Annotated in this window: 26 protein-coding genes and 3 tRNA genes; all 29 read right to left on the bottom strand. The window is 68.2% G+C overall.

Annotation, left to right across the window (positions count from 1 at the left end):
- Positions 1 to 14: 14 nt before the first annotated feature.
- Positions 15 to 296, bottom strand: coding sequence for a 30S ribosomal protein S19 (gene rpsS / locus ACFY3L_RS26010; RefSeq protein WP_203845081.1), 282 nt, complete (start codon positions 294 to 296; stop codon positions 15 to 17).
- Positions 297 to 308: 12 nt separating this feature from the next.
- Positions 309 to 1148, bottom strand: coding sequence for a 50S ribosomal protein L2 (rplB, locus tag ACFY3L_RS26005; protein WP_389329095.1), 840 nt, complete (start codon positions 1146 to 1148; stop codon positions 309 to 311).
- A 12-nt stretch (positions 1149 to 1160) separates the two neighbouring features.
- Positions 1161 to 1463 carry a 50S ribosomal protein L23 gene (rplW, locus tag ACFY3L_RS26000; RefSeq protein WP_033357665.1) on the bottom strand — a complete coding sequence of 101 codons (303 nt, stop codon included), beginning with the start codon at positions 1461 to 1463 and terminating at the stop codon, positions 1161 to 1163.
- A 2-nt stretch (positions 1464 to 1465) separates the two neighbouring features.
- The gene (gene rplD, locus ACFY3L_RS25995; RefSeq protein WP_389329092.1) at positions 1466 to 2131 is read right to left on the bottom strand and encodes a 50S ribosomal protein L4; all 666 of its coding nucleotides are present in this window, start codon (positions 2129 to 2131) and stop codon (positions 1466 to 1468) included.
- The gene (rplC, locus tag ACFY3L_RS25990) at positions 2128 to 2799 is read right to left on the bottom strand and encodes a 50S ribosomal protein L3 (RefSeq protein WP_389329089.1); all 672 of its coding nucleotides are present in this window, start codon (positions 2797 to 2799) and stop codon (positions 2128 to 2130) included. The genes rplD and rplC overlap by 4 nt, the downstream gene beginning before the upstream one ends.
- Before the next feature lie 11 nt (positions 2800 to 2810).
- Positions 2811 to 3119 carry a 30S ribosomal protein S10 gene (rpsJ, locus tag ACFY3L_RS25985; protein ID WP_018347762.1) on the bottom strand — a complete coding sequence of 103 codons (309 nt, stop codon included), beginning with the start codon at positions 3117 to 3119 and terminating at the stop codon, positions 2811 to 2813.
- A gap of 340 nt (positions 3120 to 3459) precedes the next feature.
- Positions 3460 to 4653 (bottom strand): elongation factor Tu, encoded by a 1194-nt coding sequence (gene tuf, locus ACFY3L_RS25980; RefSeq protein ID WP_389329086.1) that lies wholly within the window; start codon positions 4651 to 4653, stop codon positions 3460 to 3462.
- Positions 4654 to 4783: 130 nt separating this feature from the next.
- Positions 4784 to 6883: an elongation factor G gene (gene fusA, locus ACFY3L_RS25975; protein WP_389329084.1), complete on the bottom strand. Its 2100-nt coding sequence runs from the start codon at positions 6881 to 6883 to the stop codon at positions 4784 to 4786.
- A gap of 46 nt (positions 6884 to 6929) precedes the next feature.
- Complete coding sequence (gene rpsG, locus ACFY3L_RS25970) at positions 6930 to 7400, bottom strand: 30S ribosomal protein S7 (protein WP_033357670.1); 471 nt, start codon at positions 7398 to 7400, stop codon at positions 6930 to 6932.
- 1 nt (position 7401) lies between these two features.
- Positions 7402 to 7776: a 30S ribosomal protein S12 gene (gene rpsL, locus ACFY3L_RS25965; RefSeq protein ID WP_033357671.1), complete on the bottom strand. Its 375-nt coding sequence runs from the start codon at positions 7774 to 7776 to the stop codon at positions 7402 to 7404.
- Between the two features lie 368 nt (positions 7777 to 8144).
- Positions 8145 to 8579 (bottom strand): hypothetical protein, encoded by a 435-nt coding sequence (locus ACFY3L_RS25960; RefSeq protein ID WP_389329081.1) that lies wholly within the window; start codon positions 8577 to 8579, stop codon positions 8145 to 8147.
- A gap of 1 nt (position 8580) precedes the next feature.
- On the bottom strand, positions 8581 to 8919 hold the full coding sequence (locus ACFY3L_RS25955) for a hypothetical protein (protein ID WP_389329078.1): 339 nt from the start codon (positions 8917 to 8919) through the stop codon (positions 8581 to 8583).
- 72 nt (positions 8920 to 8991) lie between these two features.
- A complete protein-coding gene (locus ACFY3L_RS25950; protein WP_389329075.1) occupies positions 8992 to 12879 on the bottom strand; it encodes a DNA-directed RNA polymerase subunit beta' in 3888 nt (1295 codons plus the stop codon).
- Between the two features lie 81 nt (positions 12880 to 12960).
- Positions 12961 to 16386 carry a DNA-directed RNA polymerase subunit beta gene (locus ACFY3L_RS25945; RefSeq protein WP_389329072.1) on the bottom strand — a complete coding sequence of 1142 codons (3426 nt, stop codon included), beginning with the start codon at positions 16384 to 16386 and terminating at the stop codon, positions 12961 to 12963.
- A 544-nt stretch (positions 16387 to 16930) separates the two neighbouring features.
- Entirely contained in the window at positions 16931 to 17314 is a 384-nt protein-coding gene (gene rplL, locus ACFY3L_RS25940) for a 50S ribosomal protein L7/L12 (protein ID WP_389329069.1), read from the bottom strand.
- A gap of 39 nt (positions 17315 to 17353) precedes the next feature.
- Complete coding sequence (gene rplJ / locus ACFY3L_RS25935; protein ID WP_389329066.1) at positions 17354 to 17905, bottom strand: 50S ribosomal protein L10; 552 nt, start codon at positions 17903 to 17905, stop codon at positions 17354 to 17356.
- A gap of 251 nt (positions 17906 to 18156) precedes the next feature.
- Complete coding sequence (locus ACFY3L_RS25930; protein WP_389329064.1) at positions 18157 to 18843, bottom strand: hypothetical protein; 687 nt, start codon at positions 18841 to 18843, stop codon at positions 18157 to 18159.
- On the bottom strand, positions 18840 to 19586 hold the full coding sequence (locus ACFY3L_RS25925; protein ID WP_389329061.1) for an ATP-binding cassette domain-containing protein: 747 nt from the start codon (positions 19584 to 19586) through the stop codon (positions 18840 to 18842). The genes ACFY3L_RS25930 and ACFY3L_RS25925 overlap by 4 nt, the downstream gene beginning before the upstream one ends.
- A gap of 61 nt (positions 19587 to 19647) precedes the next feature.
- Positions 19648 to 20373 carry a 50S ribosomal protein L1 gene (gene rplA / locus ACFY3L_RS25920; protein ID WP_389329058.1) on the bottom strand — a complete coding sequence of 242 codons (726 nt, stop codon included), beginning with the start codon at positions 20371 to 20373 and terminating at the stop codon, positions 19648 to 19650.
- A 115-nt stretch (positions 20374 to 20488) separates the two neighbouring features.
- Entirely contained in the window at positions 20489 to 20920 is a 432-nt protein-coding gene (rplK, locus tag ACFY3L_RS25915; protein WP_033357679.1) for a 50S ribosomal protein L11, read from the bottom strand.
- A gap of 124 nt (positions 20921 to 21044) precedes the next feature.
- Positions 21045 to 21758, bottom strand: coding sequence for a transcription termination/antitermination protein NusG (gene nusG / locus ACFY3L_RS25910; RefSeq protein ID WP_389329055.1), 714 nt, complete (start codon positions 21756 to 21758; stop codon positions 21045 to 21047).
- A gap of 53 nt (positions 21759 to 21811) precedes the next feature.
- A complete protein-coding gene (gene secE / locus ACFY3L_RS25905; RefSeq protein ID WP_389329052.1) occupies positions 21812 to 22270 on the bottom strand; it encodes a preprotein translocase subunit SecE in 459 nt (152 codons plus the stop codon).
- Between the two features lie 175 nt (positions 22271 to 22445).
- A tRNA-Trp gene (locus tag ACFY3L_RS25900) sits at positions 22446 to 22518 on the bottom strand.
- Between the two features lie 122 nt (positions 22519 to 22640).
- Positions 22641 to 23039 (bottom strand): MaoC family dehydratase, encoded by a 399-nt coding sequence (locus ACFY3L_RS25895; protein WP_389329049.1) that lies wholly within the window; start codon positions 23037 to 23039, stop codon positions 22641 to 22643.
- A 1-nt stretch (position 23040) separates the two neighbouring features.
- Positions 23041 to 23487: a MaoC family dehydratase N-terminal domain-containing protein gene (locus tag ACFY3L_RS25890; protein ID WP_389329046.1), complete on the bottom strand. Its 447-nt coding sequence runs from the start codon at positions 23485 to 23487 to the stop codon at positions 23041 to 23043.
- An 81-nt stretch (positions 23488 to 23568) separates the two neighbouring features.
- Complete coding sequence (gene rpmG, locus ACFY3L_RS25885) at positions 23569 to 23736, bottom strand: 50S ribosomal protein L33 (RefSeq protein WP_033357682.1); 168 nt, start codon at positions 23734 to 23736, stop codon at positions 23569 to 23571.
- 99 nt (positions 23737 to 23835) lie between these two features.
- Positions 23836 to 23908: transfer RNA gene (locus tag ACFY3L_RS25880), tRNA-Met, on the bottom strand.
- Between the two features lie 34 nt (positions 23909 to 23942).
- Positions 23943 to 24015: transfer RNA gene (locus ACFY3L_RS25875), tRNA-Thr, on the bottom strand.
- Positions 24016 to 24427: 412 nt separating this feature from the next.
- Positions 24428 to 26282 (bottom strand): putative bifunctional diguanylate cyclase/phosphodiesterase (locus ACFY3L_RS25870; protein WP_389329043.1); only part of this gene is annotated, 1855 nt, incomplete at its 5' end.

Raw genomic sequence — 26282 nt, 5'->3', positions numbered from 1 at the left:
TTTAGTTGGCTGCCTTAGCGGCGGCGGCTCTTCCGGTCGTCCTTCTCGTGACCCTTGAACGTGCGGGTCAGCGCGAACTCGCCGAGCTTGTGCCCGACCATCGCCTCCGTCACGAAGACGGGAACGTGCTTACGCCCGTCGTGGACGGCGATCGTGTGCCCGAGCATGTCGGGGATGATCGTCGACCGGCGCGACCAGGTCTTGATGACGTTCTTGGAGTTCTTGGCGTTCTGGACTTCCACCTTCTTGATGAGGTGGTCGTCGACGAACGGGCCCTTCTTGAGGCTGCGAGGCATTGCTCAGGCTCCTTAGCCGCGCTTCCGGGTGGCGTAACGCCTACGGACGATGAGTCGGTCGCTCGGCTGGCCCTTGCGCCGCGTGCGGCCCTCCGGCTTGCCCTTCGGGTTGACCGGGTGGCGACCACCCGAGGTCTTACCCTCACCACCACCGTGCGGGTGGTCGATGGGGTTCATGGCGACACCACGGACGGTCGGGCGCTTGCCCTTCCAGCGCATGCGGCCGGCCTTGCCCCAGTTGATGTTCGACTGGTCGGCGTTGCCGATCTCGCCGATCGTGGCCCGGCAGGCCACCTCGACGCGCCGGATCTCGCCCGACGGCATGCGCAGCGTCGCGTACTGGCCCTCACGGCCGAGCAGCTGGATGCCCACGCCGGCCGAGCGGGCCAGCTTCGCGCCGCCGCCCGGGCGCAGCTCCACCGCGTGCACGGTGGTGCCGACCGGGATGTTGCGCAGCGGCAGGTTGTTGCCCGGCTTGATGTCGGCGCCGACACCGGCCTCGACCCGGTCGCCCTGCTTCAGGTCCTTCGGCGCGATGATGTACCGCTTCTCGCCGTCGGCGTAGTGCAGCAGCGCGATCCGCGCGGTGCGGTTGGGGTCGTACTCGATGTGCGCGACCTTGGCGGGGATGCCGTCCTTGTCCGCACGACGGAAGTCGATCAACCGGTACTGGCGCTTGTGGCCGCCGCCCTGGTGGCGCGCGGTGACGCGGCCGTGGACGTTGCGGCCGCCCTTGCTCGGCAGCGGGACGAGGAGCGACTTCTCGGGCGTCGATCGGGTGATCTCGGCGAAGTCGGCGACGCTCGAACCACGACGACCCGGGGTCGTCGGCTTGTACTTACGGATAGCCATCGTCTATACCCCTCAGCTGACCGGTCCGCCGAAGGCTTCGATCCGGTCACCCTCGGCGAGCTTGACCATGGCCCGCTTCGTGTCCTTGCGCTTGCCCCAGCCCGTGCGGGTCCGCTTGCGCTTGCCTTCGCGGTTGATGGTGTTGACCGACAGGACGCGGACGTTGAAGATCTGCTGAATCGCGATCTTGATCTCGGTCTTGTTCGCGTCCGGGTGCACCAGGAACGTGTACCAGTTGCGGTTGAGCTCGCTGTAGCTCTTCTCGGAGACCACCGGCTGGATGATCACGTCGCGTGGATCGGCGATCGTCGCCATGATCAGGCCTCCTCGGTGGTCTCGGCGGCGTCGGCAGCGCCGGCGGCCGGCACGCCGAGGAACTCGTCCAGCGCCGCGGTCGTGAAGATGACCTGGTCGGCGAGGAGCACGTCGTGCGTGTTGAGCTGGTCGGCGACCAGGAGGTGCACCGACGGCTCGTTGCGCAGGCTCAGCCAGTTGGCCTCGTCGTCGCGCGGGAGGACCACGAGGACCCGGCGCGCGTCGGTGATGCCGCGCAGCACCTTCAGGGCGTCCTTGGTCTTCGGGGTGTCGCCGTCGATGAAGTTCTCCACGACGTGGATGCGACCCTCGCGGGCCCGGTCGGAGAGCGCGCCACGCAGGGCGGCGGCCTTCATCTTCTTGTTCACCCGCTGGGTGTAGTCACGCGGCACGGGGCCGTGCGTGACGCCACCGCCGGTGAACTGCGGCGCGCGGATCGAGCCCTGACGGGCACGGCCGGTGCCCTTCTGCTTGTAGGGCTTCTTGCCGCCGCCGGACACCTCCCCGCGGGTCTTGACCTTGTGCGTGCCCTGGCGGGCCGCGGCGAGCTGCGCGACGACGACCTGGTGCAGCAGCGGGATGCTGGCCTGCGCGTCGAAGATGTCGTCCGGCAGCTCGACGGTGCCGTTGGTGGCGCCGTCGGCCGTCTTGATGTCAACGGTGGTCACTTGGTGATCCCACCTTTCTGCGCCTTCACCGCGACCTTGGCGGCGCTCCGCAGCAGCACGAGGCTGCCCTTCGGACCGGGGACCGCACCCTTGATGAGGATCAGGCCCTGCTCCAGCTCGACCGCCTGGACGGTCAGGTTCTGCACGGTGAAGCGCGCCCCACCCATGCGGCCGGCCATCTTCACGCCCTTGAAGACGCGACCCGGGGTCGCGCAGGCGCCGATGGAGCCGGGCGAGCGGTGCTTGCGCTCGACACCGTGGCTCGCGCGGAGGCCGTGGAAGCCGTGCCGCTTCATGACACCGGCGTAGCCCTTGCCCTTGGTCCGGCCGGTGACGTCGATCCGCTGGCCGGCGGCGAAGAGGTCGGCGGTGATCTCCTGGCCGAGCGAGTACTCGCCGGCGTCGGTGGTCCGCAGCTCGACGATGTGCCGGCGGGGTGCGACGTCCGCCTTGGCGAAGTGGCCCGACCGCGGCTTGTTGACCTTGCGCGGGTCGATCTGGCCCCACGCGAGCTGGACCGCGGAGTAGCCGTCGTTGTCAGCCGTGCGCACCTGGGTCACGACGCACGGGCCGGCCTGCACCACAGTCACCGGGACGACCTTGCCGTTGTCCCAGATCTGGGTCATGCCGAGCTTCTCACCCAGGATGCCCTTGACTTGCCTGTCCATAAGTCCGGTCCCTACAGCTTGATCTCGATGTCGACACCAGCCGGCAGGTCGAGCCGCATGAGCGAGTCAACCGTCTTCGGGGTCGGGTCGATGATGTCGATCAGACGCTTGTGCGTGCGCATCTCGAAGTGCTCGCGCGAGTCCTTGTACTTGTGCGGCGAGCGGATCACGCAGTAGCGGTTGATCTCAGTGGGCAGCGGCACCGGCCCAGCGACCTGAGCCCCGGTGCGCGTGACCGTCTCGACGATCTTCCGCGCCGAGGAGTCGACGACCTCGTGGTCGTAGGCCTTGAGCCGGATGCGGATCTTCTGTCCCGCCATGGTGGCTTCAGTTCCCTCTCTCATGCGAGGTCTCTCGACCTCGCGGAACCCCGAAGGGTCCGGTGCCGCCTATTTGGTTTGTCCGACCCCCGCGGTCGGGCGTGTCGCGGCCAAGGGCCAGGCTCCGCCGCCGACGTCCTTCACAGGACCGCTGGTGGCTCAGGAGACCTACCCCAGGGCGTGCCACGCCCAAAACGCGGAGGTGAGCGCCGGTCGTAAGACTGACGCCGCGCGGAAGCGGTCGAGACTTCTCATTGAGCAGTCTCGACCGCCCCGCGACGCAACCCGACCATTATGCCGCATGACTTGCGACAAAGTGAAATCGGGGTGCCTCAGGTTGTTACTTGAGGATCTTCGTCACACGGCCGGCGCCGACGGTGCGGCCACCCTCGCGGATCGCGAAGCGGAGGTTCTCCTCCATGGCGATCGGCTGGATGAGCTGCACGGTCATGCCGGTGTTGTCGCCCGGCATGACCATCTCGGTGCCCTCGGGCAGCGTGACGACGCCGGTGACGTCCGTGGTGCGGAAGTAGAACTGCGGACGGTAGTTCTGGAAGAACGGGGTGTGCCGGCCACCCTCCTCCTTGGAGAGGATGTAGACGGTCGCCTCGAACTCGGTGTGCGGGGTGTTGCTACCCGGCTTCACCACGACCATGCCGCGCTCGACGTCCTCGCGCTTGATACCACGCAGGAGCAGGCCGACGTTCTCACCGGCGCGCGCCTCGTCGAGGATCTTGCGGAACATCTCGATGGCGGTGCAGGTGGTCTTCATCGACTTGGCCTTGATGCCGACGATCTCGACTTCCTCGTTCGGCTTGAGGATGCCACGCTCGACACGACCGGTGACGACGGTGCCACGACCGGTGATCGTGAAGACGTCCTCGACGGGCATGAGGAACGGCTTCTCGGTCTCACGCTCGGGCTGCGGGATCGCACTGTCCACGGCGCCCATGAGCTCCATGAGGGCGTCCGACCACTTCGGGTCGCCCTCGAGGGCCTTCAGGGCCGAGACGCGCACGACCGGCGCGTCGTCGCCGGGGAACTCCTGGCTCGACAGGAGCTCACGGACCTCGAGCTCGACGAGCTCCAGGAGCTCCTCGTCCTCGACCATGTCGCTCTTGTTCAGCGCCACCACGATGTAGGGGACGCCGACCTGGCGGGCCAGCAGCACGTGCTCGCGGGTCTGCGGCATCGGGCCGTCGGTCGCCGCGACCACCAGGATCGCGCCGTCCATCTGCGCGGCACCGGTGATCATGTTCTTGATGTAGTCGGCGTGACCCGGGCAGTCAACGTGGGCGTAGTGCCGGTTCTCGGTCTGGTACTCGACGTGCGCGATCGAGATCGTGATGCCGCGGGCCTTCTCCTCCGGCGCCTTGTCGATCTCGTCGAACGGGGTGTAGGGGTTCACGTCCGGCATGCGGTCGTGCAGCACCTTGGTAATGGCCGCCGTCAGCGTCGTCTTCCCGTGGTCGATGTGACCGATGGTGCCGATGTTGACGTGCGGCTTAGTCCGCTCGAACTTCGCCTTCGCCACTGGTGTCCTCCTGTGGACTTCTGGTTCGCGGTGCGTCGACGCCTGAAGCGTCGACGCACCCTGTCGACTTGGGTCTGGCGGCTGAAGCCTTCAGGCCCGCTGATGCAGCCTCGCGGCCGCGGACCGGAAACTACTCCCCGGTCGCCTTCGCGATGATCTCCTTGGCGACGTTCGCGGGAACCTCGGCGTAGGAGTCGAACTGCATCGAGTAGCTCGCCCGGCCCTGGGTCTTCGACCGCAGGTCGCCGACGTAGCCGAACATCTCCGACAACGGCACCGTGGCGCGGACGACACGGGCACCGCCGCGCTCCTCCATCGCCTGGATGGTGCCACGCCGGGAGTTGAGGTCGCCGATGACGTCACCCATGTTCTCTTCCGGGGTGGTGACCTCGACGGCCATCAACGGCTCGAGGAGGGCCGGAGAGGCCTTGCGGGCCGCCTCCTTCATCACCATCGAACCAGCGATCTTGAACGCCATTTCTGACGAGTCGACCTCGTGGTACTGGCCGTCGAGCAGCGTCAGCTTCACGCCCACCATCGGGTAGCCGGCGAGCACGCCGTACTGCATCGCGTCCTGCGCGCCGGCGTCGACCGAAGGGATGAACTCCTTCGGGATGCGACCGCCGGAGACCTCGTTGACGAACTCGTAGGTCGGGCCGTCGGCCGTCATCTCGAGCGGCTCGAGCTTGACGATGACCTTCGCGTACTGACCCGAGCCACCGGTCTGCTTCTTGTGCACGTAGTCGATCTTGTCGACGACGCCCTTGATGGTCTCGCGGTAGGCCACCTGCGGCTTGCCGATGTTGGCCTCGACGCTGAACTCGCGGCGCATCCGGTCGACCAGGATGTCCAGGTGCAGCTCGCCCATGCCGGCGATGATGGTCTGCCCGGTCTCCTCGTCGTTCTTGACGCGGAAGGTCGGGTCCTCCTCGGCCAGCCGCTGGATGGCGGTGCCCAGCTTCTCCTGGTCGGCCTTGCTCTTCGGCTCGATGGCGACCTGGATGACCGGCTCCGGGAAGGTCATCGACTCGAGGATGACCGGGTGGGCCGGGTCGCAGAGGGTGTCACCCGTGGTGGTCTGCTTGAGACCCTGCACGGCGATGATGTCACCCGCCTGAGCGCTTGGGCGCTCCTCACGCTTGTTCGCGTGCATCTGGTAGATCTTGCCGATCCGCTCCTTGCGGTCCTTGGTGGAGTTGACCACCTGGGAGCCGGACTCGAGCGTGCCGGAGTAGATGCGCACGTAGGTGAGCTTGCCGAGGTGCTTGTCCGTCTGGATCTTGAAGGCCAGAGCGGAGAACGGCTCGCTGTTGGACGGCTTGCGCTGCAGGGGCGTCTCACCGTCGGTGGCCACACCCTCGACCGCCGGGATGTCCAGCGGCGACGGCAGGAACTCCACGACGGCGTCGAGCATGGGCTGCACGCCCTTGTTCTTGAACGCCGAGCCGCACACGACCGGGTTGAGCTTGCCGGCGATGGTGGCCTTGCGGATCGCGGCCTTGAGCTCCTTGACGTCGAACGTGTCGCCGTCGAGGTAGCGGACCATGATCTCGTCGTCGGACTCGGACAGCGTCTCCAGGAGCTTGTCCCGGTACTCGTTTGCCTGGTCGACGAGGTCCGCGGGGATCTCCTCGATGGCGTAGTCCTCGCCCTTCTGGGTCTCGCCACGCCACGTCAGGGCGCGCATCTCCAGCAGGTCGACGACGCCGATGTGGTCGCCTTCCAGGCCGATCGGGATCTGCAGCACCAGCGGCGTCGCGTTGAGCCGGTCGACCATCATCTGCACGCAGCGGAAGAAGTCGGCACCGGTGCGGTCCAGCTTGTTGACGAAGCACATACGCGGGACGTTGTACTTGTCGGCCTGCCGCCAGACGTTCTCCGTCTGCGGCTCCACGCCGGCGACACCGTCGTACACGGCGACGGCGCCGTCCAGGACCCGCAGCGACCGCTCGACCTCGACCGTGAAGTCGACGTGGCCGGGCGTGTCGATGATCTGGATGACGTGGCCCTTCCACTCGCACTTCGTGGCGGCGGAGGTGATGGTGATGCCCCGCTCCTGCTCCTGCTCCATCCAGTCCATGACGGCGGCGCCCTCGTGGACTTCACCGATCTTGTACGTGATGCCGGTGTAGAAGAGGATGCGCTCGGTCGTCGTCGTCTTACCGGCGTCGATGTGCGCCATGATGCCGATATTGCGGACCTTGGCGAGGGCAGCGTCTACGGCAGCCACTTCGAATCCCTACTTCGCTCTCGTCGGATTGCTGGAAAAGCGTCGCTTACCAGCGGTAGTGCGCGAAGGCCTTGTTGGACTCCGCCATCTTGTGGGTGTCCTCCCGGCGCTTCACCGAAGCACCGAGCCCGTTGCTGGCGTCGAGCAGCTCGTTCATGAGCCGCTCCACCATGGTCTTCTCACGACGGGCGCGCGAGTAGGTGACCAGCCAGCGCAGGCCCAGCGTCGTCGCCCGGGGAGGGCGCACCTCGACCGGCACCTGGTAGGTCGCGCCACCGACGCGGCGGCTGCGGACCTCGAGGGTCGGCTTGACGTTGTCCATCGCGCGCTTCAGCGTGACGACGGGGTCCGTGCCCGACTTCTCCCGGCAACCCTCGAGGGCGCTGTACACAACGCGCTCGGCGAGCTGGCGCTTGCCCTCGACCAGGATCTTGTTGATCAGCTGGGTGACGAGCAGGGAGTTGTAGACCGGGTCCGCCACCAGGGGCCGGCGCGGCGCGGGGCCTTTACGCGGCATGTCAGCTCTTCTCCTTCTTCGCGCCGTACCGGCTGCGAGCCTGCTTGCGGTTGCGAACACCCTGGGTGTCCAGCGAACCACGGATGATCTTGTACCGGACGCCGGGGAGGTCCTTCACACGGCCACCACGGACCAGCACGATCGAGTGCTCCTGAAGGTTGTGACCGACACCGGGGATGTAGGCCGTCACCTCGATACCGTTGCTCAGTCGCACGCGGGCCACCTTGCGCAGGGCCGAGTTCGGCTTCTTCGGCGTGGTGGTGTACACACGCGTGCAGACGCCACGCCGCTGCGGGCTGCCCTTGAGCGCCGGCGTCTTGGTCTTGCTCAGCTTCGCCTGGCGGCCCTTGCGGACCAGCTGCTGGATCGTAGGCACTGGGCCTGTCTCCCTTCGGCCTCGCGGCCGCACGTCTTCTTCTTCGCTGTCTCCACGGCGTGACCGGCACCCGCGGTCGGGCGTGTCGCCCGCCGCGCGAACCCGGTCCGAGAAGTGCCAACCGGGTTTCGCGGTTTGCGTCCACCCTCAACCCGCGGAGGCGGGCCGTTGTGGACGCACGCACGAGTTGCCCGGCAAAGCCGGGCACGAGGGGAAAGAGTACCCACCGTGAGGACGCTGGTCAAAATCGACGGCTCGGCCCCATGACGGAACACTCTTCACACCAAGAGTACCTGGTGTCTGATCCGTCCGTCCCGGGGGTCGCTTTCTCGGCGTCCGCGCCGCTCAGGGGGCTGGTCCGGGCCGTTTCAGGGGCTGGTGCTGGTGGCCGCGATCACGAAGGCGAGCAGCAGCGACAGCACGCCGATCCCCGCGCCGGTGGAGCCCAGCACCACCCCGGTGATCGCCGTCCCACGCCCGGTGACCAGCCGGCCCGAGCGGCGGACCTGGCGCATGCCGAAGACCCCCAGGCCGATCGCGCCGAGGCCGAGGAACAGCGCCAGCACGGTGAACGCGCCGCCGGCGAGCGGGCCCCACCCCTCGGACCCACCGAGCAGGCCGAGGCAGCCCACGAACAGGCCGACGAGGACCGATGCGATGCCGGCGACGAGGCTGCCGATGGCGGGGCCGCTCGGGGTCGCCTGGACGAGGGGGTAGGCCACCCCGAAGGGGGTCCCCTGGACGAGGTCGATCCGCATGCCCTGCTGCGGGACGGGCTGCTGGTGCTGGTACGGGTAGGTCACGTCAGTTCACCAGCGGGTCGAAGTCCGTGCCGCGGCCACGGGCATAGGCCAGCAGGCCCAGGATCGCCAGGACGACCAGCGTGGCGATCGACAGCACGATGCCGGTCCAGGCGAGCCGCACGCCGTTGCGGAGCCTCTTGGCGCCCAACAGGAAGCCGTCCGCGGCCACCAGCTCCCGGTGCGACTGCCGGGCCAGCAGCAGCGCCAGGGTCGCCGGGATCGCCCCACCGAGGAACGGCCCGGTCACCACCGACAGCAGGCCCAGCCCGAACACGGCCGAGGCCTTGGTGGCACGGACCGGGTCGGGGTCGAGCGGATGGCGCGTCGCAGACGTCACCACCCGAGCCTAGCCGGTGCACGGGAAGAGGGCGGGGCCCCGTGGGTCCCCGCCCTCTTCGTCGTCCGGTGGTGCTTACCGGAAGGAGCCCAGGTCGAAGTCGTCCAGGGGGACCGCCTGCCCGCTGGCCGGGCCGAAGCCGTAGTCGGCCTCCGGGTAGCCGGTCATCGAGTAGACCTTCGCCTTCGCCTCCTCGGTCGGCTCGACCCGGATGCTGCGGTACTTGCTGATGCCCGTACCGGCCGGGATGAGCTTGCCGATGATGACGTTCTCCTTCAGACCGATCAGCGAGTCGCTGCGCGCGTGGATCGCCGCGTCGGTCAGCACCCGGGTCGTCTCCTGGAACGAGGCCGCGGACAGCCACGACTCCGTCGCCAGCGACGCCTTGGTGATACCCATGAGCACGGGACGGCCGGCCGCCGGCTCGCCGCCCTCGGCGACGACGCGACGGTTCTCCGCCTCGAACAGCGCACGGTCGACCAGCACACCGGGCAGGAACTCGGTGGAGCCGGAGTCGATGACCGTGACCCGCTTGAGCATCTGCCGGATGATGATCTCGATGTGCTTGTCGTGGATGAGCACGCCCTGCGAGCGGTACACCTCCTGGACCTCGGAGGTCAGGTGGACCTGGACCGCCCGGGGACCCATGATGCGCAGCAGCTCGTGCGGGTCGATCGTGCCCTCGGTGAGCTTCTCGCCGACCTCGACGTGCTCGCCGTCCTGGTAGCGCAGCTTGACGCGCCGGCTGAGCTTGTCGTGGACGATCTCCTCGCTGCCGTCGTCCGGCACGATGATGATCTTCCGCATCCGCTCGCCGTCCTCGATGCGCACGCGACCGGGGGTGTCGGCGATGGGCGCCTTACCCTTCGGCACGCGGGCCTCGAAGATCTCCTGCACACGGGGCAGACCCTGGGTGATGTCCTCACCCGCGACGCCACCGGTGTGGAAGGTACGCATAGTCAGCTGCGTGCCCGGCTCACCGATCGACTGGGCGGCGATGATGCCGACCGCCTCGCCGACGTCGACGGTCTTGCCCGTAGGCAGCGACCGGCCGTAGCAGGCGCCGCAGACGCCGAGCTTCGACTCGCAGGTGAGCACGCTGCGGACGCGGACGGTCTCGGTCCCGGCGGCGACCAGCAGGTCGACCGTGATCGAGTTGATGTCCGTGCCGCGCTCGGCGACGAGCTTGCCGTCCTTGTCGCGGACGTCGTCGGCGAGGGTACGGGCGTGCACGCCCGTCTCCGCGTGCTGGTGGATGCGCATGACGCCGTCGTGCAGCTCGCCGACCGTCATCGGGATGGCGCGGTCGGTGCCGCAGTCCTCCTCGCGGATGATGACGTCCTGCGACACGTCGACCAGACGACGGGTCAGGTAACCCGAGTCGGCGGTCCGCAGCGCGGTGTCGGCCAGACCCTTCCGGGCACCGTGCGTGGAGATGAAGTACTCCAGCACGGACAGACCCTCCCGGTAGCTGGCCTTGATCGGCCGCGGGATGATCTCGCCCTTCGGGTTGGCCACCAGGCCACGGATCGCGGCGATCTGGCGGAGCTGGAGCAGGTTACCGCGGGCACCCGAGTTGATCATCTTCCACAGCGGGTTCTCCTGCGGCAGCGCGCTTTCCATCTCCTTGGCGACCTCGCCGGTCGCCTTGGTCCAGATCTCGATGAGCTCGCCGCGGCGCTCCTCGGCCGTCATGAGACCGCGCTGGTACTGCTTGTCGATCCGCTCGGCCTCCCTCTCGTAGCGCTCGAGGATCTCGCGCTTGCGAGGCGGCTGGATGACGTCCTCCATGCCGATGGTGACGCCGGACCAGGTGGCCCAGTGGAAGCCGGCCAGCTTGAGCGCGTCCAGGGTCGCCGCGAGGGAGACCTTCGGGAAGCGCTCGGCGAGGTCGTTGACGATCGCCGACAGCTGACCCTTGCGGATCTCATAGTTGACGAAGCGGTACCCCACCGGGAGCGTCTCGTTGAAGAGCACCCGGCCGAGGGTCGTCTCGACCGTGACCGTGTCGCCGGACTGCCAGCCCTCGGGGGCCTCCCACGGCTGGCCGGCGGCGCCGTTGTCGACCCCGACGATGCCCCGGAGCCGGATCTTCACCGGTGCCTGGAGGTGCAGCTCGCCGTTGTCGAACGCCATCCGCGCCTCGGCGTCGGAGCTGAAGGTGCGCCCCTCGCCCGTCAGGCCCTTCTGGATGTGCGTCAGGTGGTACAGGCCGATGACCATGTCCTGGGTGGGCATGGTGACCGGCTTGCCGTCGGCCGGCTTGAGGATGTTGTTGCTGGACAGCATGAGGATGCGGGCCTCGGCCTGCGCCTCCGCGGACAGCGGCACGTGCACGGCCATCTGGTCGCCGTCGAAGTCGGCGTTGAAGGCGGTGCAGACGAGCGGGTGGATCTGGATGGCCTTGCCCTCGACCAGCTGCGGCTCGAAGGCCTGGATGCCCAGGCGGTGCAGGGTCGGCGCGCGGTTGAGCAGCACCGGGTGCTCCGCGATGACCTCCTCCAGCACGTCCCACACGACCGGGCGCTGACGCTCGACCATGCGCTTGGCCGACTTGATGTTCTGCGCGTGGTTGAGGTCCACCAGGCGCTTCATCACGAACGGCTTGAACAGCTCCAGCGCCATCTGCTTCGGCAGGCCGCACTGGTGCAGCTTGAGCTGCGGGCCGACGACGATGACCGAACGGCCGGAGTAGTCGACGCGCTTGCCCAGCAGGTTCTGACGGAAGCGACCCTGCTTGCCCTTGAGCATGTCGGACAGCGACTTCAGCGGCCGGTTGCCCGGGCCGGTGACGGGACGACCGCGGCGGCCGTTGTCGAACAGCGCGTCGACGGCCTCCTGCAGCATCCGCTTCTCGTTGTTGACGATGATCTCTGGGGCACCCAGGTCGATCAGGCGCTTGAGCCGGTTGTTGCGGTTGATCACGCGTCGGTACAGGTCGTTGAGGTCGCTGGTGGCGAACCGGCCACCGTCGAGCTGCACCATCGGACGCAGGTCCGGCGGGATGACCGGGACGCAGTCCAGGACCATGCCCAGCGGCGAGTTGGCGGTGTTGAGGAACGCCGCGACGACCTTCAGCCGCTTGAGGGCCCGGATCTTGCGCTGGCCCTTGCCGCTGCGGATGGTCTCGCGCAGCGACTCGGCCTCGTCGTCGAGGTCCAGGTTCTCCAGCAGCGCCTTGATCGCCTCGGCACCCATGGCGCCGGTGAAGTACTCACCGAACCGGTCGCGCAGCTCGCGGTAGAGCAGCTCGTCGGTGATGAGGTTCTTGCGGTCCAGCTTGCGGAACGTGTCCATGACCTCGTCGAGACGGTCGATCTCACGCTGCGCGCGGTCCCGCATCTGGCGCATCTCGCGCTCGCCGGACTCCTTGACCTTGCGGCGCACGTCGGCCTTCGCACCCTCGGCCTCGAGCTCGGCCAGGTCCTGCTCCAGCTTGGCGGCGCGCTTCTCGATCTCCGAGTCGCGGGCGTTCTCCGCCTGGCGCTTCTCCGCCGAGACCTCGTTCTCGAGGGTGGCGAGGTCGCGGTGGCGGGCCTCCTTGTCGACGCTGGTGATCACGTACGACGCGAAGTAGATGATCTTCTCGAGGTCCTTCGGCGCCAGGTCGAGCAGGTAGCCGAGCCGGCTGGGCACGCCCTTGAAGTACCAGATGTGCGTGACCGGGGCGGCGAGCTCGATGTGGCCCATGCGCTCGCGGCGGACCTTGGCACGGGTCACCTCGACGCCGCAGCGCTCACAGATGATGCCCTTGAACCGGACCCGCTTGTACTTGCCGCAGTAGCACTCCCAGTCCCGGGTCGGACCGAAGATCTTCTCGCAGAAGAGCCCGTCCTTCTCCGGCTTCAGGGTGCGGTAGTTGATCGTCTCGGGCTTCTTGACCTCGCCGTGCGACCACTGGCGGATGTCGTCGGCAGTGGCCAGACCGATGCGCAGTTCGTCGAAGTAGTTGACGTCGAGCACTTCGTCTATGTCCTCACGATTCAGTTGCTCGGGTAATTGCTGGGTCGCGGGAGGGCGCCCTTACGGGCGCCCGCCCACGGATCAAACTTCCTCGACGCTGCTCGGCTCACGCCGGGAGAGGTCGATGCCGAGTTCCTCGGCGGCGCGGAACACCTCGTCGTCCGTCTCGCGCATCTCGAGGGCCACGCCGTCGCTGGAGAGCACCTCGACGTTCAGGCACAGCGACTGCAGCTCCTTGAGGAGCACCTTGAAGGACTCCGGGATGCCCGGCTCCGGGATGTTCTCGCCCTTGACGATCGCCTCGTAGACCTTGACGCGTCCGAGGACGTCGTCGGACTTGATCGTCAGCAGCTCCTGCAGCGCGTAGGCCGCGCCGTAGGCCTGCATGGCCCAGCACTCCATCTCACCGAAGCGCTGGCCACCGAACTGCGCCTTACCACCCAGCGGCTGCTGCGTGATCATCGAGTACGGGCCGGTGGAGCGAGCGTGGATCTTGTCGTCGACCAGGTGGTTGAGCTTGAGGATGTAGATGTAGCCCACCGCGATCGGGTCCGGCAGCGGCTCACCGGAGCGGCCGTCGAACAGCCGCGCCTTGCCGCTGGCGCCGATGAGCTGGTGGCCGTCCCGGTTGGGCAGCGTGCTGCTCATCAGGCCGGCGATCTCTTCCTCCTTGGCGCCGTCGAAGACCGGGGTCGCGACGTTGGTGTCCGGCTCGGACTCCCCCGCGTTGATGGCCTTCAGCGCCCGCTTCCACTCGGTGTCGTCACCGTCGATCTTCCAGCCTGTCTTGGCCACCCACCCCAGGTGGGTCTCCAGGACCTGGCCGATGTTCATCCGGCTCGGCACACCGAGCGGGTTGAGCACGATGTCGACCGGGGTGCCGTCCTCGAGGAACGGCATGTCCTCGACCGGGAGGATCTTCGAGATGACGCCCTTGTTGCCGTGGCGGCCGGCGAGCTTGTCGCCGTCCTGGATCTTCCGCTTCTGGGCCACGTAGACGCGCACCAGCTCGTTGACGCCCGGGGACAGCTCGTCGCCGTCCTCCCGGCTGAACGTGCGCACGCCGATGACCGTGCCGGTCTCGCCGTGCGGCACCTTGAGGCTGGTGTCGCGCACCTCGCGGGCCTTCTCACCGAAGATCGCGCGGAGCAGGCGCTCCTCCGGGGTCAGCTCGGTCTCACCCTTGGGGGTGACCTTGCCGACCAGGATGTCGCCGGTCACGACCTCGGCGCCGATCCGGATGATCCCCCGCTCGTCGAGGTCGGCGAGCATCTCCTCGCTGACGTTCGGGATGTCGCGGGTGATCTCCTCCGGCCCCAGCTTGGTGTCGCGCGCGTCGACCTCGTGCTCCTCGATGTGGATCGAGGTGAGGACGTCGTTCTGCACCAGCTTCTGGGACAGGATGATGGCGTCTTCGTAGTTGTGACCCTCCCAGGGCATGAACGCCACGAGCAGGTTGCGCCCGAGCGCCATCTCGCCCTCGTCGGTGCACGGACCGTCGGCGATGACCTGCCCCGCCTCGACCCGGTCGCCCTCGAAGATCACCGGCTTCTGGTTGACGCAGGAGCCGGAGTTGGAGCGGCGGAACTTGTGCAGCAGGTAGGTCCGGCGGTGGCCGTCGTCCTGGTGGATCGTGATGTAGTCGGCGCACATGTCCTCGACCACGCCGGCGACCTCGGCCACGACCACGTCACCGGCGTCGACGGCGGCACGGTACTCCATGCCGGTGCCGACGAGCGGAGCCTCGGCCTTGACCAGCGGCACCGCCTGGCGCTGCATGTTGGCGCCCATGAGTGCACGGTTGGCGTCGTCGTGCTCGAGGAACGGGATCATCGCGGTGGCGACCGAGGTCATCTGCCGCGGCGACACGTCCATGTAGTCGACCTGGTCGGCGGGGACGTTGTCGACCTCACCGCCCTTCCGGCGGACGAGGATGCGGTCCTCGGCGAAGTTGCCGTCGCTCTTGAGCGGAGCGTTGGCCTGCGCCTTGACGAACCGGTCCTCCTCGTCGGCGGTCAGGTAGTCGATCTGGTCGGTGACCCGGCCGTCGACGACCTTCCGGTACGGCGTCTCGACGAAGCCGAACGGGTTGACCCGCGCGAACGTCGACAGCGCGCCGATGAGACCGATGTTGGGGCCTTCAGGGGTCTCGATCGGGCACATGCGGCCGTAGTGCGACGGGTGCACGTCCCGGACCTCGAAGCCGGCCCGCTCACGCGACAGACCACCCGGGCCGAGCGCGCTCAGCCGGCGCCGGTGGGTAAGACCGGCGAGCGGGTTGGTCTGGTCCATGAACTGCGACAGCTGCGACGTGCCGAAGAACTCCTTGATCGCCGCCACGACGGGGCGGATGTTGATCAGGGTCTGCGGCGTGATCGCCTCGACGTCCTGCGTCGTCATGCGCTCGCGGACGACGCGCTCCATCCGGGACAGGCCCACGCGGACCTGGTTCTGGATGAGCTCGCCGACCGTGCGCAGGCGCCGGTTGCCGAAGTGGTCGATGTCGTCGGCCTCGTAGCCCTCCTCGCCCGTGTGCAGGCGGCAGAGGTACTCGACCGTGGCGACGATGTCCTCTTCGGTCAGCACACCCTGGTTGATCGGGAGGTCCAACTCGAGCTTCTTGTTGAACTTGTATCGACCGACCTTGGCGACGTCGTATCGCTTCGGGTTGAAGAAGAGGTTGTCGAGGAGGGTCTGCGCGTTCTCACGCGTCGGGGGCTCGCCCGGACGGAGCTTGCGGTAGATGTCGAGCAGGGCCTCGTCCTGGCCGGCGATGTGGTCCTTCTCGAGCGTCGTCATCATGAGCTCGGACCAGCCGAACTTCTCACGGATGCGCTCGGCGGACCAACCGATGGCCTTGAGCAGGACGGAGACGGCCTGCCGGCGCTTGCGGTCGATGCGGACACCGACGGTGTCGCGCTTGTCGATGTCGAACTCCAGCCAGGCACCCCGGCTCGGGATGACCTTGACGCTGGTGAGGTCGCGGTCGGAGGTCTTGTCCGGCTGCTTGTCGAAGTACACGCCCGGCGACCGGACGAGCTGGCTGACCACGACGCGCTCGGTGCCGTTGATGATGAAGGTGCCCTTGGGCGTCATCATCGGGAAGTCGCCCATGAACACCGTCTGGCTCTTGATCTCGCCAGTGGTGTGGTTGGTGAACTCCGCCGTCACGAACAGCGGCGCGCAGTAGGTGAGGTCCTTCTCCTTGCACTCCTCCATGGGAGCCTTGACCTCGTCGAAGCGGGGCGCGGAGAACGACAGGGACATCGTGCCGGAGAAGTCCTCAATAGGACTGATTTCATCGAGGATCTCCGCCAGCCCGGAACGGGCGTGCGGATCACCGGCCGAGCGGCTCTGCCACTTCTCGTTGCCAACCAACCAGTCGAACGAGTCGGTTTGGATGGCAAGGAGGTTGGGAACCTCAAGGTGTTCGGTGATCCTGCCGAAGGAGACCCGGCGGGGAGCGTATGCGCTCGAACTGGTCTTCGCAGGGCGGGAAGCTGCCAAGATGCGTCCTTCCGAGGACCGGTGGTGCAGACAGGCCGTTTCGCGTGCAGCCTGACAACCCCCGATGCGAAGTGCCCACGAAGAGGCACTCCACGCCAGAGGTGAAGTCAGAAGACAGCGCAAACTAGCAGTGTAGCCGAAAGGCTAACCGCTGTCGAGCGGCCCCGTGCACGATGTTTCAACGATCTTTTTGAAGATCGCTGTTCCACCGGCCGAGCCGCTCGCGTCGGTCGAGGCCTGGGGCTCACCGGGCGATGTGCGCTGAGCCAGACCCAAGAAGGATCGGGGCACATCTGTCGGGCCACCGGCCGCCGCGTCCGCGGAAAGGCAGTGCCTGATTAGCGTGCCTGCCACCAGGTCATCGCGTCAAGGGTTCCCACGCGCGTCGGGCAACCGTGACGGAAATCTCGCACTCTGATCACAAGGTGTTGTGGTGGCCACCCCTAGATCTTGGGTCCTTACATGCTCCCGTGCTCCCCATGTGAAAGGGCGGCCGCCGGTTTCCCGGCGGCCGCCCTTCCGTGGCCTTGCGCTTGGAGCGGTCCTACTTGAGGGTGACCTTGGCGCCTTCGCCCTCGAGCTTGGCCTTGGCCTTGTCGGCCGTGTCCTTGTTGACCTTCTCGAGGACGGCCTTCGGCGCGGCCTCGACGAGGTCCTTGGCCTCCTTCAGGCCCAGGCCGGTCAGCTCGCGCACGACCTTGATGACCTGGATCTTCTTGCCACCGTCACCCTCGAGGACGACGTCGAACTCCGACTGCTCCTCCTTCTCCTCGACCGGAGCGGCGGCGCCGCCACCGGCGGCGATCGCGACCGGAGCGGCAGCGGTGACGTCGAACGTGGTCTCGAACTCCTTCACGAACTCGGAGAGCTCGATCAGGGTCATCTCCTTGAACGCGTCGAGGAGCTCGGAGGTGCTCAGCTTCGCCATGTTGGCGTTCCTTTCGAAAAAGTGGTGTGGAGCACGGGCCTACTCGGCGGCCGCGCTACCGGATTCCTCTGCGCGCTTGTCGGCCAGGGCCTGGACCGTGCGGGCCGTCTTCGACAGCGGCGCCTGGAACAGCGCGGCGGCCTTGGACATGGTGCCCTTCATGGCGCCGGCCAGCTTGGCCAGCAGCACCTCACGGGACTCCAGGTCGGCCAGGCGACGGACCTCGTCCGCGCTGATGGCCTTGCCCTCGAAAACGCCGCCCTTGATGACGAGCAGCGGGTGGGCCTTCGCGAACTCGCGGAGGCTCTTCGCCGCCTCGACCGGGTCGCCGGAGACGAAAGCGAGCGCGGTAGGACCGGAGAACAAATCGTCGAGCCCGCTGATGCCCGCGTCCGTCGCGGCACGCTTCGCGAGCGTGTTCTTCGCGACGGCGTACGTGGTCTCGCGGCCCAGGCTGCGGCGCAGGGTCTTGAGCTGCGCCACGGTCAGGCCGCGGTACTCGGTCAGCACGGTGGCCGTCGCGCCCCGGAAGCTCTCGGTGAGCTCCGCGACCGCGGTGGCCTTGTCGTCTCGAACCGGCTTGTCCGCCATGTCCCTCCTCTCTCTTGCTACGGTGCTGGCCACGCTCTCGGGCGCACTCGCGGCAACGAAAAACGCCCCGGGCGCAGGGGCGCACGGGGCGGAGCGACATCATGTCGGCAACGCTTTGTCCGGCCCTGCGCGGGTCGCCTGCGTTGACACAGGGCCTTCGATGTCCGCTCACGCGGACATGACCAGCGGTCTTCGGGTTTCGCTGAAACTGTACTTGACCGCTCGTCCGTCACCAAATCGCGGCGTTTCGTCTACGGGCGGCTGCGGCGCAGGTGAGCGTAGAGCGCGACGGCGCCGGCCGCCCAGGCCACGCCCCAGCCGGTCGTCACGGCGACGGTCGCCAGGCCGGCGCCGCCGACGGTGTCGCGGGCGGCGGTCATCAGGGGCGGGGCCAGCCAGGGCGCCGGCGAGTGCTTCAGGCCGAGGACGATCGCCATGACCACACCGCCGACGAGGATCGCCAGGCCGCGGGCCGCCTGACCGGACGCCGCACGGCTGGCCAGGGCGCCGAGGCCGACCGCCGGCAGGAGCAGCAGCAGGTGCGCCCACAGGCCGAGCGCGATCCCCTCCGGCAGCGGCGGGTCGCCGGCCTCCGGCGTGGTGACGCCACCGACGAGCCAGGGCAGGATCATCGCGACCAGGATCACCGGCTGGGCGGCGACCAGCGCCGCGACGATCCCGACAGCGGTCTCGCGGCCGGCGCCGACCGCGACCCGGCCGATCCGCCGCTGCACGTCGGGCTCCACGTCGAGCAGGAGCTTCGTCTGCCAGGCCAGGACCGCGAACAGCACCGCCGCCGACACCCCGTAGGCCTCGCCGGCCTGCGACTGGCCCCCGCCGTACAGGACGGACAGCACGACCAGGGCGGTCAGCAGCGGGGCCGCGGCCCTGCCGGTCTGCACGAACCCCGCGAGCCGCATCCTGACCAGTGCGGTCACCGCTCCTCCCGGACACCCAGCACGTCGAAGCCGTCGGCGCGCAGCCGCGCCACGGCCCGGTCGGCGTGCGCCGCCTTCACCGCGAGCTCGATGATCCGCCGGCCCGCCGGGCGTTCACCCCGGGGCCCGGTCGCGCCCTGCCGGCGGTCTTCGCTCACCCGGCCGTCGCGGACGTGCCAGCGGCGGGCGTCCGGCAGGCGGGAGACCTCGCCGAGGTGGTCGCTGATCAGCACGGCGCCGCCGCGGGCGACGACGTCGGCGACGATGGCCGGCACGTGGTCGCGGGTCCTGGCGTCCAGGCCCTCCCACGGCTCGTCCAGCACCAGCAGGCCGGGTGGCTCCAGCAGCGCCTGCACGAGGCCCACCTTCTGGGCGGAGCCCTTGGAGAGGTTGCTCAGGCGTACGTCGAGGAATCCCGCGAAGTCGAGCCGCTCCGCCCACTCGTCGATGGCCGCGGCCGGCGCCTTCCGGATCGCCGCCATGTGTCGCAGATGGGCCCGGGCCGTGAAGGGCTGGTCGGCGGGGAACCGCTCCGGGACCCAGCCCACGACCGGCGGCCTGCCGGAGATGCTGCCCCGCACCGGGCGGAGCACCCCCGCGGCGAGCTGGAGGAGGGTCGACTTGCCGGAGCCGTTGGGGCCGAGCACGACCGCGGTCTCGCCGGGGCCGAGCTCCAGGTCGACGTGCTGCAGGGTCCACGCCGCCTTGCGGGCGTACCGGAACCAGACGTCGTGGAACTGCACGCCCCCGAACATAGACGACGGCGGGCACCCTCGGATGCCCGCCGTCGTCGTGCTGCCGTGCTTACTCCGCTGCTGCCGCGTCGTCCTCGAGGAGGTTGCGCGTGCGGTTCGGGTCGACCGGGATGCCGGGGCCCATGGTGGTGGTGATGAAGATCTTCTTCAGGTACTTGCCCTTGGCCGCGCTCGGCTTGGCCCGGTTGACCTCGTCGAGGACCGCCGCGTAGTTCTCCACCAGCTGCTGCTCGGTGAAGCTCGCCTTGCCGATGATCAGGTGGAGGTTGGAGTGCTTGTCCACCCGGTAGGTGATCTTGCCGCCCTTGATCTCGTTGACCGCCTTGGTGACGTCCATCGTGACCGTGCCCGTCTTCGGGTTCGGCATCAGGCCGCGCGGGCCCAGGATCCGCGCGATCCGGCCGATCTTGGCCATCTGGTCGGGGGTGGCGATCGCCGCGTCGAAGTCCAGCCAGCCTTCCTGGATCCGGGCGACGAGGTCGTCGGTGCCCACCGCGTCGGCGCCGGCGGCCTCGGCCTCGGCGGCCTTCGGGCCCTGCGCGAAGACGATGACGCGGGCGGTCTTACCGGTGCCGTGCGGCAGGTTGACCGTGCCACGGACCATCTGGTCGGCCTTGCGGGGGTCGACGCCCAGCCGCATGGCCACCTCGACGGTGGGGTCGAACTTGACGGTGCTGGTCTGCTTGGCCAGCTTCACGGCAGCGATGGGGCTGTACAGCGCGCTGCGGTCGACAAGGTCCGAGACCTTGCGGTAGTTCTTGCCGTGCTGCGACATGTCGCTTTACTCCTGTGGTGATCGTGCGGGCACCGCCATCCGGGCGCCCTCCCACGTGGTGATCAGGTCTGTTGCCCGGCCTCGGTTGGTCCGCCTCGGCCGGTCTCGGGCCTCGTCAGTCCTTGACGACGATGCCCATGGAGCGGGCGGTGCCGGCAATGATCTTCTCGGCCTGCTCGATGTCGTTGGCGTTGAGGTCGGCCATCTTCTTCTCGGCGACCTCGCGCAGCTGGGCCTTGGTGATCGAGCCGACCTTGTCCTTCTGCGGCACGCCCGAGCCCTTCGGCACGCCGGCGGCCTTGAGCAGCAGGCGGGCGGCGGGCGGGGTCTTGAGGATGAACGTGAACGTCCGGTCCTCGTAGACGCTGATCTGCGCGGGGATGATGTCGCCGCGCTGGGACTCCGTCTGGGCGTTGTACGCCTTGACGAACTCCATGATGTTCACACCGTGCTGACCGAGCGCGGGGCCGACCGGCGGCGCCGGAGTGGCCTGGCCGCCCGGCAACTGAAGCGTGAAGGTCTTGACGAGCTTCTTCTTCGGAGGCATGGCTGCTTTCGTCTTCCTGGGCTGGAATGATTCGTGCTTCGCTTCTCGGCTGGCGCCGCAGCGGTCTTCGCGCACGACTGAGCGTCCGGCACATGGCCGGACGCTCAAGCGTACCGCAGGCGAATTAGATCTTCGTGACCTGGTTGAAGTTGAGCTCCACCGGGGTCTCCCGGCCGAAGATCGAGACCAGGACCTTGAGCTTCTGCTGATCGGCGTTGATCTCGCTGATCGTGGCCTGCAGCGAGGCGAACGCGCCGTCGGTGACGGTGACCGAGTCGCCGACCTCGAAGTCGAGGACCTTGACCTCGGGCTTGCCGGCCTTCTTGCCCTCCTGCTGCACCACCGGCGCGAGCCACTTGAGGACCTCGTCCAGCGACAGCGGCGCCGGCCGGTCGGCCCGGTCGGTCGCGCCGACGAAGCCGGTCACGCCCGGCGTGTTGCGCACGCACGAGTAGGACTCCGCCGTCAGCTCCATCCGGACGAGGATGTAGCCGGGGAAGACCTTGTTCTGCACCTGGGTGCGCTTGCCGTTCTTGATCTCGACCTCTTCACGAGTCGGGACCTCGACCTGGTAGATGAACTCTTCCATGTCGAGGCTCGTGATACGGGTCTCGAGATTCGTCTTGACCTTGTTCTCGTAACCGGCGTAGGAGTGCACCACATACCAGTCACCGGGCGCGAAGCGCAGTGCGGCACGCAACTCGGCGACGGGGTCCTCGGCGTCGGTCGCCGCCGATGCAGGCTCGGGGGCCGTGCTCGGCGTGGCGGCCGTCATCACCGTCGACGTTTCCTCGCGCTGCTCGTCGTCGGTCCCGGCGGTCTCGTCGAATTCCTGCACGCTGCTCACTTCCGTCTGTCAAGTCTTCGCGTCTGCGGCCGGTCCGCTGTGGACTACTCCGCTTTGTTGCCGAAGGCCCAGAGGACGCCCTTGGCGAGCAGGTAGTCGAGGCCACCCACGATCGTCAGCATCACGATCACGAACACGACGACAACAACCGTGTAAGTGGTCAGCTCCTTGCGAGTCGGCCAGATCACCTTACGCAGTTCGGCGACAACCTCGCGGACGAAGTTGATGAGCCGCGCGAAGATGTTGTTCGAGCCGTCCTCTTTGACCTTGGTCTTCTTCTTGTCCGCCGCTTTGACGTCCTTGGACTTCGCCTTCGCGTCCTTGGACTTCGTCAGGACCGTCTTGCCGTCCGCGTCATCGGCGTCCACGTCATCGTCAAGCTCGTCGTCGAGCTCATCGAGCTCGTCGGCGAACTCTTCCTCGATGGCCGCGTCCTCGGCGCTGAGCTCCTCGTCACGGCGATCGTCGGCGGGGTCGGTCCCGCGTCGCCTGCGTTCGGCCACTTTCGCCCTCTTCCGTGATCTCGCGAGTGCTCGGTCCGATGAGTGGCCCGCGGATCTGCCCGACCAGGGCCACCGGCGATGAGCCGGCGGCACTCGGCGGGACCAACCCGTGACCGCTGGAGGTCCGACCCGATCGGCGGATCGGGCACCCCAGACCCAGGTCAGGCCTTCGGCGCAGGGGCGACAGGACTTGAACCTGCAACCTGCGGTTTTGGAGACCGCTGCGCTGCCAATTGCGCCACACCCCTTCGTGGTGATCGCCCCTCTTGGCCCCGACGAATCGGGTGCCGAGAGGTTGCTCACCCCACGGGCGACCAGTGTACGGGTTCGGGTGGGATATCCCAACCACCCCCCTCTCCTGTGCCGCCTATCAGCCCCTGACCAGGGCTTTTGCGGCGCCAAGAATCTTGTCGCCGTTACACGTGGCGGTGATGTCGATCTGCGCGACACCATCTTCCGCTACCCGCTTCACGACCCCGCTCACCACGATCTCGGTGCCTTTGTCGTCGTCCGGGACCACCACCGGGTTGGCGAACCGGGTGGAGTACTCGACGATCGACGCGGTGCCACCCACCCAACAGGCAACCGCCTGCCCGGCCAGGGCCATCGTCAGCATGCCGTGTGCGATGACACCCGGCAGCCCGACCGACGTCGCGACGCGGTCGCTCCAGTGGATCGGGTTGAAGTCGCCGGAGGCCCCCGCATAGCGCACCAGATCGGCGCGGGTCACCTGGAACGTCTGCGGCGGGAATACGGTGCCGACCTGCATCTCAGCCCTCCCCACGGACCACGAGGCGGGTCCAGATCGTCACGACGAGCTCGCCCTCGACCGTCGACACCTGGTGCCGGGTCGTCAGGAACGCGTGCCCTGCGCGGCTGCTGATCTCCTCCACCGCCATCACCGTCACCAGGTGATCGCCGGCGACGATCGGCCGCTCGTAGCGGAACGTCTGCCCGCCGTGCACCACCCGGCTGTAGTCCAACCCGAACGCCTGGTCCTCGACCAGCTGCTGCCCGGCGTTCTGACTCAGGATGATCGCGAACGTGGGCGGGGCGATCACATCCTTGTAGCCCTTGGCGCGCGCCTCGGCGAGATCCCGGTGCACCGGGTCGCTGGCGCTCACCGCGTCGGCGAACTCCCGGATCTTCTCCCGGGCGACCTCGTAAGGCGGGGTCGGCGGAAACACCCGGCCCATGTACGACTGATCCAACGGCATGGTGTGCAACTTACCGTTCGCACTTCCGATGAACGCGAGACGCCCCGGCCGCTTGGCCGGGGCGTCGTCGTCAGGATCGGGTTATCGCGTCTCGCGGTGCACGGTGTGCTTGCCGTCCCGGGGGCAGAACTTCTTCAGCTCGATGCGGTCCGGGTCGTTGCGGCGGTTCTTCTTGGTGATGTAGTTCCGCTCTTTGCACTCCGTGCACGCCAGCGTGATCTTCGGACGAACGTCGGTCGCCTTGGCCATGGCGAAGTGCCTTCCTTCAGAGCGGGGTTCAGGTCCAGCGAACGAGCATAGCGGCTCACACTGGCAGTCGCCGAATCGGCGACCTCTGTGGTGCTTCTGTAGCGGTGGCCGGACTTGAACCGGCGACACAGCGATTATGAGCCGCTTGCTCTGCCATCTGAGCTACACCGCCGCGGCGGACTCGATGTCTCAAGCCCGGTCTCTCGAGCCCCCTTACGGAATCGAACCGTAGACCTTCTCCTTACCATGGAGACGCTCTGCCGACTGAGCTAAGGGGGCGCATCACGTGCGATCCCGCACATGCGCTCGCTAAGCGTACACGGCCCTCGCCGTGGCACGAAATCGACTTCCCCGAACCGGCATCATCGCAGCTCAGAAGGCCTACCTCGGCGTGTCCGGCCACGGCGGCCGCGCCCGTCCCCCGCCGCGCCACCGACGCCGCGGTGGCGGCGCGCCCTCCACTCCGGGGCGTGCTGATCCTCCCCCGCTTCGATGCATCACCCGCTTTGTGCCGTGTACGGGGTGTGGCGCCCCTTGGGGAACGCGGTGCCGGCCCTGCCCCGCTTCGCCGCAGCCGGGACCGCCGCCACGGCCCGCCGGCCGCTCCGGCTTGTCCGGGACGCGGTCGGCGTCCATCCAGCCGCAGTGCGCGGCACCCCGGCGATTCGGCGCACCTGGGCGCCGGCCGGGGTTACGGGACGGCGCGCAGCCAGCGAACCTGGCCGGCGGGCGCCTCGGTGGGGTCGGCGTCGGCCTGGACCTGCAGCCAGGACTCGAAGCGCTCGTACGGCAGCGCCCGGCTGAACAGGAACCCCTGGCCCATGTCGCACTGCATGTCCTCGAGCAGCCCGAGTGTGAGCTCGCTCTCAACGCCCTCGGCGACCACCGCGAGGCCGAAGTGCCGGGCCATGTCGACGACGGTCCGCACGATCGCCAGGTCGCCGGCCCCGGTGGCGATCCCCTGCACGAACGTCCGGTCGATCTTGACCTCCTGGACCGGCAGCCGGCTCAGGTCCGCGAACGAGGATCGCCCCGCCCCGAAGTCGTCCACCGACAGCAGCACCCCGAGGTCGCGCAGCCGCTTCAGGGCCGGGACGGCGCGCCCACTGTCGAGCAGCTCCGCCTCCGACAGCTCCAGGATGATCCGGTCGGCGGGCACGCCGTGCTCCTGAAGCAGCTCCGAAACCTGCAGCGGGAAGTCTGCGTCGTTCAGCGTCCGGACCGAGATGTTGACCGCAACGGTGAGCGAACGCCCGGCGTCGGCCCACTGACGGGCCCTGCGGATACCTTCGCGGAGGACCACCCCATTGAGCCGGGAGAGCTGGCCGGTGTGCTCCGCGACCGCGACGAAGTCCGGCGGGGCGACCTGGCCGTGCACCGGGTGCTCCCAGCGGGCCAGGCACTCCACGCCGACGAGCCGGCGGTCCGTGAGTGCGACCTTGGGCTGGAAGTAGACCTCGAGCTCGCCGGTGTTGAGCGCGGCCTCCAGGTCCGCCGCGAGCCCGACGCGCCGTACCGAGCGCGACTGCAGGCCCGCGTTGAACACCTGGACGATCCCGCGGGACTTGGCCACCGAGGTGGCCACGACGGCCCGCTGCAGCAGCGCCCCGGGCTCCGAGCCGTGGTCGGGGTAGATCGACACCCCGACGTTGGTGTCGACGTCGATCGTGAGCGAGTCGATGACCATCCGGTCGCGGAGCCCCGCCCGCAGCGTGTCGGCGACCGCCGTGGCCGCCTCGGCGCTGGCGGTGCGCAGCTCGACCGCGAACTCGTCGCCGCCGACCCGGGCCACCAGCGCCCCCTGCGGCGCCAGCCCGCGCAGCCGCTTGGCGACCTGGATCAGCACCTGGTCGCCCGCGTCGTGCCCCAGCGACTCGTTCACGCCGCGCAGCGCGACGACGTCGAACAGCAGCACGGCGACGACCTCGCGCGGGCCACGGCCGGTCATCGCCTCGCCCAGCGCGGTGAGCATCCGCCGCCGGTTGGCCAGGCCGGTGAGCGCGTCGTGGTTGGCATCGAACTGGAGCCGGTCAACCAGCCGGCTGTTCTCCACCGCCGCGCCGACCTGGACGGACAGCGTCTCGAGCAGCTGCACGTTCTCCTTGCCGAACTGGACCTTTTCGCCGAGGCGGCCGGCGACTTCCAGAGTGCCGATGGCGACGCCGCTGGAGCGCAGCGGCACGACGATGACGTCCTTGACGCCTGCCTTCTGCAACGCGGACTGCAGCTCCGGCGCGCCGGACTTGGGCCCGGCGACGACGGTCTGCCCGGTGCGCATCGCCAGCTGCCGGAACAGGTCCGGTGTCGTGGCGCTGTCCAGCAGCCCGGGGTAGTCGAACCGGGCGGACAGCAGCATCTCGTGGTGACGCCCGTGCTCGGGTAGCCAGAGGGTGGCCGAGTCCGCGATCAGCAGCGCCCGCACCCGTCTGAGCAGCACGTCGGGCAGCGTGCCGTCGTGGTTGGTCGCGGCGATGTCGCGGGTCAGCGTGTACATCTCGGTGAGGTTGCGGTGCTGGCGGAAGAACTGCGCATACGAGCGGTAGAGG

Source organism: Dactylosporangium sp. NPDC000521 (assembly GCF_042898305.1).
In the GTDB taxonomy this organism is placed as follows: Bacteria; Actinomycetota; Actinomycetes; order Mycobacteriales; family Micromonosporaceae; genus Dactylosporangium.
The sequence above is the reverse complement of the archived record's forward strand: the minus strand, read 5'-3'. Positions and strand labels throughout refer to the sequence as shown.